This is a genomic window from Paenarthrobacter sp. C1, assembly GCF_049315185.1.
Taxonomy (GTDB): domain Bacteria; phylum Actinomycetota; class Actinomycetes; order Actinomycetales; family Micrococcaceae; genus Arthrobacter; species Arthrobacter nicotinovorans.
This window is the reverse complement of record NZ_CP186053.1, coordinates 328,591-340,953: the sequence shown is the minus strand read 5'-3', so window position 1 is coordinate 340,953 and position 12,363 is coordinate 328,591. Positions and strand designations below refer to the sequence as shown.

Genomic DNA, 12,363 nt, shown 5'->3' with positions numbered 1-12,363 from the left:
GCTTCCGAGCCCCGGCTCACGTCTGAAGGGACCACGTCATGGCCTCCATAAACTCCCTCTATCTGCTGACGCCGATGACCGGCCGCACCTCGGGTGCCGAACGCACCACGGTCATTGGCACGGTGGAAATGAAATTGAGGACCTTCTGGATCGCCGTGTTCGCCATGGTCCCCGGAGGCATCCTGACCGGAGCCTTCTTCCCGATGCTCAACACTTGGGCGCTCTTATGGATCCCCGCCGTCGAAGCCGCCGCGTTCCTGCTCATTGAACGCCGCTCCAAGGAAGGCCTGCAGCTGCGGACCTACCAGGCGATGTTCGACAAGAAGCGCTCCAACGTGAACACGTTCTATCTCTGCGGCCAGCCCGTCGACGTCAACGGTGAAAAGTTCGGCATCATCCGCCAGATCGCCGTCCCCGTCCATCGCGACGATGATGACTCCCGGCCCAAGCAGTCCGACCACTTCGAAGATTTTGAGGCGTTCTCCCGATGAAGAAGTCCCTGTTCACCCGACTGATCGGGACGCTCATTGTGGTGGCCATGTTGGTCCTCGGGCTTGCCCCGACCGCCATGGCCTCCGCCCACTCCGCTGAACGGTCCGCCGCTGCGGTATCTGTCCCGGTCAAACTGGACGGCGGCAGCGTGACCACGCCTACTGGTGCCTGTGGCAACTCAGCTGACGGCAGCGGCAAGTACGCGGCCACCTCTCCCTTGTTGCCCGTAAACCGGTGGGCGGACTCAACCTCGAACCTGCACTCCAGGCTCGACAACACCATGTTCTCCGACACGGCAACGCTGCTGCAGCGCCACGCGCTCGTCTCCAGCGGCATGTCGACAGGCAACTTCATGTGGTCCCTCGGCACAGGCCTGTCCTCGTTCGCCATCAACTTCTGCATGCTCGACTCCATGGGCGGTGCCGCGGACAAGGTTGGTGCCACGATCGGTGACGCCGTCCTGGGATCCGGCCTTCTGGCCGGCATCGTTGTCATCTCCGTGGGAATCCTCCTCTTCCAGGCACGCCGCCGCGGCGGAGCTGCCTGGAAGACCATCGTCGCCAAAGGCGCCATCGTCGGCCTCCTGGCCCTCATGGTAGGCGGCTCCATGGCCTCGACCGGAGGCGGAAAGGACGGCAGCGCAGCACCCTACAAGCCGGGCCTGATGTCCCCGGGCTGGATTGTCACCACTCTGAATAAGACCGTCTCCTCGCTGGCATCCGCCCCGGCCTCCGCGCTGGCCATGCCCACGACGGCTACCGGCATGTACGACACCAGCAACCCACTCGGCTGCAACAACTACGTCCAGTCCCTGAAGGCCGGCTACCAGGCAACCTATGGGACTGGCGCTGACAAGCTGTCCTCGGGCGTTCCGATGATCATGTCCACCCTCTGGGAAGGCACTGGCCTCAAGACCTGGCGAACCGCCCAGTTCGGAACCAGCGGGCTGGACGACAACACGTACTGCCACCTGCTGGACTGGAACTCCGGTGTGCCAGTCATGGGCAATGAAACCGTCGATGCCAACTCCGCCGGTGCATCCAGCGTCCGTGGCACCATGGCACGGTTCTGGGGCGACAACGGCTTCAAGGTCACCAACTACTTCTCCCAGGCGTGGCAGCCCACCGACACCGTCAGCCGTGACCGGTCCATGATCGGCTGGTCGACTTGCCGCCTCAACGGCATGGGCGCAAACCCCAGCGACGCCAACAGCTGGAGCATCCAGGCAAACTTCGCCAGCGGCGACAGCGAGCACAAGGTCAGCAAGGATGACTGCCGCAACTGGTACATGGAAGGTGGCGACGTTCCCGGCGCCATGAACTGGCCCTCCGGCGACAGCGACGTGCAGAAGCGCATCCCGTCGGATCTGCAGCTGCGCGACTACATCCTGACCCTGCACGGCAACTACAACTTCCAGGGCATGACCTCGGTCTTCGCCTACAACCTGTCCGCGCTGGCCATGCTCGGCGTCTTCGGTGCGATCGCCATCTCGATCATCGTTGCGAAGGTCGCCATGGTCATCATGATCATCACGGCCTTCTTCCTGGTCATCATGTGCCTGCTGCCCAGCGCCGGCACGGACAAGCTCTCGGGCTTCGTGAAGATGCTCCTGGGAATGAACATCTTCGTCTTCGGCATCCAGATGATCTTCGCCCTCGTCGCAGTGCTCTCCAAGATGCTGCAGGACATGGGAGCAACCTTCCTCGGCGGCGACGGCTCGCTGGTCGCCACCTTCTGGACCGGCCTCTCACCTTTGATGGCCGTCTTCCTGCTCCACATGATGTTCACCAAGGTCATGAAGGTTCCTTCCCCGTTCAAGCTCTCCGCTGGCCTTGCCTGGGGCGCCTCCACCGCCGCCGTGGGCGGCGCAGCCGCAGCCGGCATCGGGTCCCTGCTTGACGGACAGGCTCGCCGGCACGGCGCCCGTGCCATGAACGCGGCCAAGCGCGCCAGCGGCAGGGGAATGAACAGTGTCATGTCCGCAGCCTCCGGCGGACGCCTGGGCAACGGCTCGGCGGCACGCCGCGGCGCTGCCGCTCCAGGCACTTCAAGCACTGCAGGCAGCCGCGGGGCACTGGCGGCTGGCACCGGGCTTCCGGGCGGGCTTGAAGGTGCCAAGCGGCGCGGCGGCGCGGTCATGGCCGGCGCATTCGGGGCAGCGGGCGGAGCCGGAGCAACTGCTGGAGCCGGCGCAGCCAAACGCCGGGGCGGCGTCGCTGAGGAGGTTGCCGAGACGACGGCCGACCAGACCATCACCGAAGAGCAGACAGCAGGCCAGGCAACGGCTTCGCAGCCGGCTGCTGAGCAGGTTGCCAGCGAGCAGCCTACGGCAGGCCGCGTGACGGCAGAGCAGGTCCGCGGAGGCTACGCCGACGGCAAGCTCGATCACCTCGACCTGATCAACTCCAACGTCCCGAACTCCCGGCTCGCCAGCGGCCACATGTCCGCGATGGACCGGAAGGCAATGCGCGAGGCCGCGAAAGAGGAGCGCGTCAAGGCAGTGGAGTTCGAGAAGCAGCGCCGCGCCGATCTCGGCCTCACGCCGATGCCGACAACAGTGCGGGGTAAGGCCCTGGCTTCGGTCAAGAACTCCTGGTCCGCCGCCGGCCAGGAGTTCCGGGAACGCCCCTTCCGCACGGCCGCCAAGTACGGGGCAGGTGCCGCCGCCGGTGGTGCGGTATTCGCACTCACCACGCCGGCTTTGGCCATTGTTCCGGTCGCAGCCGGTGCATGGGCTGCCAAGAAGGCACTCGGCGCCGGCGTGAACAACCTGCCGGCCGCACGCCGCGAACGGGACGACGCCCGCACTGAGACGTACCGCCAGGCGATGCGCCATCAGATGAAGCAGAAGGCACCGAAGGAGGCCAAGATCAAGAAGATCAGCAAAGGCTCCGAGAACGTCGCGAATGGTGTCGGACTGAAGGTGCCGCCGTCGCCCACCGCCTTCCAACGGGATGCGCGGCCCGACGCGGGTGGCCCTGCCGGGGGAGCCGGAAGTGCTGCGCCGGCGACCGAGCAATTTCCCACCGTCTAGCTCGTCGAAAATGCCTCCTGCCGGACACAGACCGGTAGGAGGCATTTACCGCACCGAAGCAAGCCGATCCAGTAAGATCAACGCCGAGCGACCGCGAGGCGAGGATAGACACTCAAGCACCAAGGGAGCTCACCGACAATGACATCAGAAGGCATCAACCGACAGCCGCAGGGGATCCCTGTCGGCGGCCAGTTTGCGGCCAACAAGCACTCGGAGGCCCCCATCCGACTCTTTGACCGAACCGACGGTTCGTTCCTTAATCCGGCACCTTCCGCAACGGCTGAGCACTGTATCCAGTTCTGGTCCAACGTGGAGATCCCCGACGAGATCATCGACCAGGTGAATGATGCATACGCCAAGTTCCGGTCAGACGAAATAGACCGGGACATGGAGGCTGAGATGGCCCAATGGCGGGCTGTCTGGGAGGGCCAGAACCCGGTCCCCAAGGAGAAGCACCTCGCCGAGTACCAGCAGCGGTTCAAGAGCGAATACGAACAGCACCGCCTCGCCATTCTTCCCCGTGTAACAGTGAAGCGTCCCGAGCGTCTCGGCGAATATGACACCCGCCAGCTCATCCGGGCTGCCAAGATGCTCGCCCACCGACCCAACTCTCAGCGCTTCCCGGGCGAGGGTGACAAGGTCCTCAACGAGCCCGTGGAGCTCTTCGACGAGACCCTGACCGTCCTGGAGATCGACAAGAAGTACAGCCTGTGGGACATCCGTTACTCGATGGAGAAGATCTTCCGGAACGAGAATGACGCACTGCTGGCAGCCTTGGAAAACCAGCGCGAAGAACTCTCCGGCATCCGTGAGCAGCTGGTCTATCAGCGCAACGACATGAGCGGCTACTAACGACCGGAGCCGAATAATACGCAGGGCCTCTCCATGTGGGGAGGCCCTGCGTTCTTGCGGTGGCGTAATGAATGCAAAAGCCACTTTCCGAGAGAGTTCGTACACATAGACTTCGAGGCATGGCTTACCAGGGGACTATGTCCAAGCAGATCGTGCTGAATGTGACTCTCGCTGTCATCGTGATCGCGATTGCGGCGGGAGTTGTCCTCGGTGTTATGACGTCGAGCAGGAACGCCCCTGTGGCGGCTGTGTCTACGTCGACGCCTGAAGTTCCAGCGACTGTGAATCCGACTCGGAGCACGACGACCCCGTCTCCCTCCCCGGTCACCTTTGGGACACCGGCAGCCACAGCCACAACTACGCCCCGACCCGTCACAGCACCTTCCTCCGCCCCGCCGCTCGTCCCGGAACCCGAACCATCTCCGGCACGGCCAGTGGCCCCAGCCCAACGGCAATGCCCCACGGGGCCGGTTACGGCCAATCTGACCTCCGTTGACATAGCCAAAGCCGACGCGTCCTATTCGGCGGACCTCACTCAAGTCACCGTGACAGGGCATGGCACTTTGGTCAACGGAAGCAACGCAGCGATCAGTGTTGGAGAGAATGACATCCCGAATTTCCTCGGTCTGGACGACCGCGGACAAAGCATAGTCATCGAGCTATACGGCACCTTCGACTGGGCGCCGCCCCCGGGGCAGCCCACCACTGGCGAGTTCATCCTAAAATCTGGCCAGTCCGTGAACTACACGGCAGTCAGCAAGGTCTGGAATCACACTGTGGCGGAGGTCAAATACTGGTACTCGGCCAACGTTTCCGGATCCCTGCTGCTGTACTTCCCCAGCAACATCGGATGCCCGGTGCCTGTCATGAAGGCCAGCGAGGGAAAAGCCATCCCGAACACCTTCGTCGACTAGGTGCTCTGTGGCTATCTGTGACGTGACCGGGGAGGAATGACCCGAGGGACCCAGGTTTGACACACAGCCCCTGGTCACTGGATTCATTCTCTGCTACGAGACTCACATTGGGGTCGTGCTGCCGCTATTCTTTGACCCATAGCTCTATCTGATGGATCCGGTGCCCTCCAGCGGCGGCTCGCTGCAGCAGAGGTCAGGGCAAAGGCAGAAAAGGACGCCGAATCGGAGCGTTCAGCGCGGGAGGCCGAAAATCGTCGAGCCCGAGTTCAAGCACGCGAGAAGGAGTCTGATCTCCTCGTGCGTGAATTCCTGGCTCAGATGGAGGCCCTAGGCGTCAGACCCGAATTCAAGGTCTACCCGGCAGTGTGTCGGGTTTACGTTGGTAACGGAAATTCCAATCCCCGCTTGGAGTCCGAGAGGATCCTGGAGAAGCGGAATCCCACCAAATGTTGGAATCTCAACGTCCGATGCGCGCTTCTGACCGATCTCGTGCATATCCCGCTGGCCGGCTCGGCAGGACCTACCTACTGTCTACAGTGGGAATGCACATGATTCCCACTGTTACCAAGCAAAGCGCTTTCTCCTTTACTTGGAGGACTCGGTGGGCCGAAGTGGTTCGTTATGTCCCGGAAACACCCTCAGTCCTTGATGTTGTTGACGAAGGGAGCACTTACGATGTGGCCTGGAGAGACATGCTTGAGGACGCCATGGTGTCCTTTATCCAGCATCATCGAAAGATGATGTGATCTCGGTCCCTGTCTGCTGTCCCTAATGTGGCGAGTCGTCTGCGCGTTTACTTCTTCGGCGGCCCGACCTGGTCAACGATCCAGCTGCCGTCCGCCTGGACGGAGACCCGGCCCTCAAACATCGCCCCGCTTGTGGAGTACGCGCGGAACGTCTTGGACGCCAAGGACTCCTCGGCCAGGGACACGCTCTGGTACTGGGCCGTGGGAATTGTGCCAATGTCCGTCCGCGTGAACCCGGCGTAGAGGTCGGCGCTGACCATCGGCTTCAGGCGGCCCAGCCACGCGTCTTTGCCGTCCGCGGTGTTGACCCAGGCCTTGGAGAACTCCTGCGCGTAGCTGCGCCAGTCCTTGGCTGCCACCGCCTGGGGTTCGCTGCCGAGCACGACCTTGGTTGGAGTAGGTGTCGGGGCTGGCTGTGTGCCGTTCTCCGGGCCTGTGGCGCCCGTGGACGAGCCGTTGGAACCGGCCTGTCCTGCTGGGGCTTCTGAGGGGCTTGTGGCCGCTGTGGCTCCTGCGTTCGGCTCCAGCACCGCGGTCGCGGGTGCTGTGGGCTTGACCTCCGCTGCCTGCTTCTCGGCCGGGGCGCTCTGCGTGAACGCGAAGAAGGCAACTGAGGCGGCCACGATGACCACCAGGCCGATCACCACGGCGTTGTCTTTGAGGTACTGCAGTGCAGGGTGAAGCTGCTTTGATTCAGCGGCCATGGGTCGTTCCTCCGCGTTGGTTCGGGTCGGGCTCAGGGGATGTCGGCGATGTGGATGTAGCCGCTGACGTCGTCGGCCGGGATGGTCCGGGTGTGGTAGTTGTGGTTGTAGCCGAAGTTGTATTCCTCGATCAAGACGGTACCGTCAGGGTTCACTGCCCCGACAATTCCTACGTGGCCGTACTCCTGCGTGTTGGTGGTCGAGCTGCTGAAATAGGGACCCCACCAGGCGACGGCACCGGGTTTCGGGGTTTTGTCGACGGGGTACTTCGATCCGAGGGTGTGTCCCCACTGGCCGCCGTCTCCGAACAGGCCAACGCCCTGGGTGGCGACCGTGAACGGCCACGGGCCGCCTTCCTTGTAGCCCATCTGGACGTTGATCCGCCAGGCTGTGAACGAGGTGCACTCCCGGTAATACAGGCCCCAAGGGTCCGGGGTGTAAATCTGGGCGTCCTTGAACGGGTAGTCGTCGCCCTTGCCCATGCCGCCGGTGCCGACACCGCCGGTGGCTGGGCCGCAGCTGTTCGAAGAGGTTGCGGGAGAAGACCCATTGGACGGGCCCGAGGTTGTCGTGGTGCCGTAGCTGCCGGTGGTTGGCTTCAGCTCGGACACGACCTTCCTGGCCGTTACCTCATCGTCCGCGTAGGCGGACGGGAAGGCTGACCGCTGGACGGTCTGTGCAGCGACGGTCAGCGGCATGTCCTGCCAACCAGGGACCTTCAGGAGCGCCTCGAGGAACATGTCCGTGGATTTGGTCGGGTTCATGGCGTCCTCGACGGTGCCCCAGGGGAAGCTGTTGCCGTGCACCTGCTGCTGGAACAAGCCGACCGAGTACGAAATACGCCCGTCGGTGAGGTCAAAACCACCCTCGGGGCCGCCGTCGGAGAGCTCCTTGGATCCGGGGACCTGGGCGTTCCAGTACATCTGCAGGGTGGATTCCTGCATTGCGGTGGCGATGGCGATGATCGCAGCGTTTTCGGGCATACCCTTGGCGGCGACCTGGTTAATGATCGCCTGGGCGTAGGCGCTCTGTTTCGGGTTGAGCGAACCGGCGCTGTTGCCGCCGACGTTGACAGTGCCGGGGCCGCACTTGTCCGGAGGGCTGCCAGCCATCCATTTGAGGGAGCCGGCGAAGGCAGCATCCGCGGTAGCAGGATTGCCCTGGAGGGGAACGGCCGTCAGGGCGGCCACGTAGGCGGCCTTGACCTTGTCCCGGACAGCTTTGGCCAGGTCGTTGTCGATCGGTTTCAGAACGCTCTCGTTCTTGTCCCCGCGGGTATCCATGTAGCCGGCGTCCAATGACGGGTCGGGGAGCATGTCGATCGTGGCGGGGGCGGCCGCCTTCAGCTTCCGGGCGACATACACTGCCGCCTTGTCGAAGTTGTTGGCGTCAGCTTCGCTGATTTCAGAACCGGCCTTGGCCATGTCGATGCCGAACGGCCCGGTGCCTTTATCGCCGCTCTTGTTCTTCGCCGTCTGGTAGATGCCGGCGATGACCGGCCACGGCACCCCGCCCTGGGTGGCGGCGTCCTGGATGGAGCGCAGCTCGTCCTTGTTCTCGAAGGCCGTCAGGGCTGCCGTTTGGGCGATGGTCGCACGCCCGGCTGGGGCTGCCATGGTGGATTGGACAGCACCGAAGACAAGGCCGGTCAGCAGGGACACCGCCAGGATTGGCGCTGCAACGGCGGCGATGGCCACGTTGCGGCCGGTCTTGGTTTTGGCAGCGCCTTTGAGGGCTCCTATCGCTGCGCCGCTGAGTCCGCCGGTTGCGGCTCCTTTGAGGGCGGCAACCGCTACATCCGCGCCGTCGGCCTTGGCTTGGTCCGCGGCCGTGGGCTTGCCATCGGCACCTCCTGCCGGATCCGGGGTTGCCGGAGCGGCCGGTCCGGTGCTTTCAGAGGGATTGGTGCTCATGCCCTGAAACATGCGCAGATTTTGGGATGACGCTCATCGGCGGGCCCTAAACGGTGGAGGGCCGCAGCTTCCGGATTTTGTCCCAGCCCTGCGCCTGGTACGTCAGTATTTCCTCCGCCCAGGTGATCCTCAGGCCGTCCGCGGCGGCCAGCGCATCAAACTGGTCCGCCCAATGGAAGCCGGCCGGCTGGTCGTCGGCCCGAGTCCGCGGTTCCAGGCCGGCGACCTGCTCGAGCGTGTACTCGTCGTTGACGTAGGACAGGACGTTCCACAGCCCGTCGCCCAGGAAGATTCCGTGCCTGTCCTCGCCGGCCAGCGACCACAGTTCACCGACTTCAGGCGCCACAATAGGATGCTCAGCGGTGGGCAAAGCGTTCACCAGCCTTCACCGGGACGCCCTGCGGGAAGTACTTCCGGCGGCGGGCTTCCATGCGCATCGTCGCCCAGGCGCTGGGGATCTTCGAGCCTTTGGAAGTGTTGCACCGTGCGCAGGCGGCGACGAAGTTGGTCATCGACGTCGAGCCGCCGCGGGACCAGGGGAAATGGTGGTCGCCGTGGTGGGCCTTGCCCTTGCACCGCGTGAAGAAGAATCCGTCCAGCTCGCACCGGCCGCCGGCCCGGGCGAAGCCTTCGTTGCGCTGGGCCTGGGAGAACAGCCGTGACGGGTCCGTCGCCACCGGGCGGTTCCTGGCAGCGGCCCGGGCCGCATAGATGAGCACGAAAATTCCGGCGATGACGGCGAACGGTACAGGGTTCGCCGTGACCAGGACTGGGATCTGTGCGGCCAGCCCGGTGAGGGCGTCTGTGATGGCGGTGGGGGAGATCATGATGCTTTCTCGGTGGTCGAGGCACTGTCGGTAGGAAACATGCGTAGACGGGCGCAACGGAAAGCCCCGCCCGGCCCGCTATGGGGGGCGGGTTCTAGCGGTCGTTGCAACACCCAGAACTTTTGGGAGTTGCAACGACCGTGTCGTCTTTAACGGAGGAATCTGCCGGGCGGAGGAAATACACGCCGGAGCAGAAGGCTAAGTTTTTTCTCGTATGGGACCGGTGTGGGAGCGTGAGCGCGGCCGCCGCGGAGCTCGGCTTCAATCAGATGACGTGCTACCAATGGGTCCATAAATCTCGGCTCCCTGAGCCGGCCCTCCGGGATCGTAAGGCTGGGCAGCGGAAATACACATCCGCCCAGAAAGCGGAGTTCTTCAGAGTGTTCGACCGGGTCAAGAGCACGAGGAAGGCTGCAAGAGAACTCGCACTTAACCCTGATACATGCGCCGGGTGGGTTCGTAAAGCCGGGCTGAAAAGCCAGGGAAAGCCGGGCGCGGGCCCTCATCCTGGGCGGGATGAGTACTTCCGGCTGCGCAAGACCGGCGTGAATCGGAGGAAAGCCGCTGCGGCGGTGGGTATTCATTTACGGACCGCCGAAGAGTGGGATCAGGGAATCCGGAAGACTGGCGGGCGACGCATTTACCCAGATGGCAGGGTCGTCGATTACAAACGTGGTGTGACCACCATGACCTCCCCCGGCGGCGCGACCGGAACGACACCGGTCCCGGTATCAGCGCTGGAGAAGCCAATCGACCGGCGATACCTCAACGTCCAGGAGCGGGAGCTGATCCGGGACCTGCAAGCAGCCGGGTCCTCGATCAGGGCGATCGCTCACACCCTCGGCAGATCGCCCTCAACGGTTAGCCGGGAACTTGCCCGCAATACCGATACCCGGATGGGCTACCTGCCCCACGGAGCGCACCGGAAAGCCGCTGCCCGGCGGGCCCGGCCGAAGACGGCCAAACTCGCCGTTGAGTCGGACCTGCGTGACTATGTGAAGGACAAACTGCTCATACGCTGGTCTCCGGAACAGATCAGCAACACGCTGGTCGAAGAGTTCCCCGACAACCCGGAGATGCGTGTGAGTCCAGAGACGATCTATCAAGCCCTCTACATCCAAGCCAGAGGCGGACTCAAACGCGAGGTCCAGGCAGCACTGCGCACCGGCCGGACGCGCCGCAAACCCCACACGACAGGTGAGCAACGCACCCCCAGGTTCATCGACCCCATGGTCATGATTTCCGAACGTCCGCCCGAGATCGAGGACCGCGCCATCCCCGGACATTGGGAGGGCGACCTCATCACCGGCGCGCACAACCAGTCAGCGATCGCGACCCTGGTCGAACGCACCACCCGCTACGTGATGCTCGTCCACCTTCCCGGCGACCACACCGCCGAAACAGTCCGCGAGGGCCTCATCAAAACCATGGCCACATTGCCGGCTCACCTGCGAGGCTCCCTTACCTGGGACCAGGGCGCGGAAATGGCAGGCCACAAGTCCTTCACCATGGCCACGGACATGCAGGTCTACTTCTGTGACCCAGCCAGCCCCTGGCAACGCGGCTCCAACGAGAACACCAACGGGCTGCTGCGCCAGTACTTCCCCAAAGGCACCGACCTGTCCGTCTACGGACCCGAAGACCTCGAGCACGTAGCACAGGAACTCAACGGCCGCCCACGCAAAACGCTCGACTGGAATACTCCAGCCGAGCGTTTACGTGATTTACTACTAACCACCTAACCAACAGGTGTTGCAACGACCCCTAGAAACCGCCGGGCTGGACGGGGCTGTCGTGTGAAGTGACTCCGGCCGCTAGGGCTTAGAAGTCGTCGTCACCAGCTGCCACTGCGACCTTCGGCTTGGAGGCCGCGGCGCGGGGGGCCGGAGCCTTCTTCGCGGGAGCGGAGCTTTCGCCGCCCTCCTTCTTCGCAACCTTGTGGACGTCCACGGTGGCGAAGCGGACCGGAGCGGAGATGTCGCTGGCGGTGAAGCCGACCATCGTGATCTCCTTCTCCTCCAGTTCCTTCTCGGCGTTCTCCAGGTACACCGTCTTCGGGTACGTGTTCACGCGGGCGAGGACCAGGAGCCGGTCACCCTTCTTGAAGGACTTCGCGGCGTTCTCGGCGGTCGTTCCGAAAGCCGTGAAGTTCAGGTAGTGGGTCTTCTCGTTGTCCGAGCCGCGTTCGCCTTCGTTGACCGCCAGGCGGAAGTTGAGGCGGGCGATACCCGAGGCGGTGTTGGTGTTGAGTTCCGGGTCTGCGGTCAGGTTGCCGGAGAAGGGGATGTTGTACAAGGTGGTGCCTTTCGTCAGGCCCATAAGGGCTGCGGTAGAAACCCGGAACGGCTCCGGCTTTCTGGTGTTCCTATGCGTTCCGGCGGATGACGGGTGTCAATTTCGCGCAGGTTCCGCATCAGTTGGAAAGGCTCGGAACGGGCCTCTCCTTCTGGTTTCTATGTGTGCGGCAGACGGCAAAAATGTCACCGCAGCAACAGGTCAGTTGACGGGCTGGAGGGCGGTGCCGAGGTGGCCCTCGTGGATCAGGCCCATGATGGTTTCGCGAACGTGGACGATGACCTCGTCGTGGCGGGCGTCTGTGGCCCGGGCGAGCATGCCGGTGAGCATCCGGGAAACATCGAGCAGGCCCATGGCCAGCTCCTTGTTGTTCGTGGTGTCCAGCAAGGCGTCGACCGAATCGAAATCCTGGGTGGCGAAGCGTTCAAGCACGGCCAGGGCGGCGAGGGTGGTGTCCGTCTGGGGCTTGTCGATGGCGGGGCTCACGAAGGGGGCTCCTTCTGCCGCACACAGCGGCGGGTAGATCGTTGGCGGCATGTCCGCCTGTTCCTGCTTCATGTGTGCGGATTCCGGAGCCCCTCTCACC

At 63.7% G+C, this 12,363-nt stretch carries 11 protein-coding genes; 5 read left to right on the top strand and 6 right to left on the bottom strand.

Going from position 1 to position 12,363, the window contains the following annotated elements; all coding sequences use genetic code 11:
* Positions 1 to 38 precede the first annotated feature (38 nt).
* The 4 genes from ACNAOU_RS24495 to ACNAOU_RS24480 all read left to right on the top strand — a co-directional run bounded on the left by ACNAOU_RS24495 (position 39) and on the right by ACNAOU_RS24480 (position 5,292).
* Complete coding sequence (locus ACNAOU_RS24495; protein WP_422759065.1) at positions 39 to 491, top strand: hypothetical protein; 453 nt, start codon at positions 39 to 41, stop codon at positions 489 to 491.
* Positions 488 to 3,526: a hypothetical protein gene (locus ACNAOU_RS24490; RefSeq protein WP_422759064.1), complete on the top strand. Its 3,039-nt coding sequence runs from the start codon at positions 488 to 490 to the stop codon at positions 3,524 to 3,526. The genes ACNAOU_RS24495 and ACNAOU_RS24490 overlap by 4 nt, the downstream gene beginning before the upstream one ends.
* A 138-nt stretch (positions 3,527 to 3,664) precedes the next feature.
* A complete protein-coding gene (locus ACNAOU_RS24485) occupies positions 3,665 to 4,378 on the top strand; it encodes a hypothetical protein (RefSeq protein WP_422759063.1) in 714 nt (237 codons plus the stop codon).
* A gap of 119 nt (positions 4,379 to 4,497) precedes the next feature.
* On the top strand, positions 4,498 to 5,292 hold the full coding sequence (locus tag ACNAOU_RS24480; protein ID WP_422759062.1) for a hypothetical protein: 795 nt from the start codon (positions 4,498 to 4,500) through the stop codon (positions 5,290 to 5,292).
* A gap of 793 nt (positions 5,293 to 6,085) precedes the next feature.
* On the opposite strand, the gene ACNAOU_RS24475 is transcribed toward ACNAOU_RS24480, so the two are convergent.
* The 4 genes from ACNAOU_RS24475 to ACNAOU_RS24460 are packed head-to-tail and all read right to left on the bottom strand — an operon-like array spanning position 6,086 to position 9,482.
* Positions 6,086 to 6,742: a hypothetical protein gene (locus ACNAOU_RS24475; protein ID WP_422759061.1), complete on the bottom strand. Its 657-nt coding sequence runs from the start codon at positions 6,740 to 6,742 to the stop codon at positions 6,086 to 6,088.
* Between the two features lie 32 nt (positions 6,743 to 6,774).
* A complete protein-coding gene (locus ACNAOU_RS24470) occupies positions 6,775 to 8,655 on the bottom strand; it encodes a CHAP domain-containing protein (RefSeq protein ID WP_422759060.1) in 1,881 nt (626 codons plus the stop codon).
* Between the two features lie 46 nt (positions 8,656 to 8,701).
* Positions 8,702 to 9,001: a hypothetical protein gene (locus ACNAOU_RS24465; protein ID WP_227471698.1), complete on the bottom strand. Its 300-nt coding sequence runs from the start codon at positions 8,999 to 9,001 to the stop codon at positions 8,702 to 8,704.
* 10 nt (positions 9,002 to 9,011) lie between these two features.
* Positions 9,012 to 9,482 carry an HNH endonuclease gene (locus ACNAOU_RS24460; RefSeq protein ID WP_422759059.1) on the bottom strand — a complete coding sequence of 157 codons (471 nt, stop codon included), beginning with the start codon at positions 9,480 to 9,482 and terminating at the stop codon, positions 9,012 to 9,014.
* 545 nt (positions 9,483 to 10,027) lie between these two features.
* Between ACNAOU_RS24460 and ACNAOU_RS24455 the strand changes: the two genes are divergently transcribed.
* The gene (locus tag ACNAOU_RS24455) at positions 10,028 to 11,224 is read left to right on the top strand and encodes an IS30 family transposase (protein WP_422758571.1); all 1,197 of its coding nucleotides are present in this window, start codon (positions 10,028 to 10,030) and stop codon (positions 11,222 to 11,224) included.
* A 79-nt stretch (positions 11,225 to 11,303) separates the two neighbouring features.
* Here ACNAOU_RS24455 and ACNAOU_RS24450 read toward each other — a convergent pair whose 3' ends face one another.
* Both ACNAOU_RS24450 and ACNAOU_RS24445 read right to left on the bottom strand, forming a co-directional pair.
* The gene (locus ACNAOU_RS24450; protein WP_422759058.1) at positions 11,304 to 11,801 is read right to left on the bottom strand and encodes a single-stranded DNA-binding protein; all 498 of its coding nucleotides are present in this window, start codon (positions 11,799 to 11,801) and stop codon (positions 11,304 to 11,306) included.
* A gap of 177 nt (positions 11,802 to 11,978) precedes the next feature.
* Positions 11,979 to 12,335: a hypothetical protein gene (locus tag ACNAOU_RS24445; RefSeq protein ID WP_422759057.1), complete on the bottom strand. Its 357-nt coding sequence runs from the start codon at positions 12,333 to 12,335 to the stop codon at positions 11,979 to 11,981.
* Between the last annotated feature and the right edge of the window lie 28 nt (positions 12,336 to 12,363).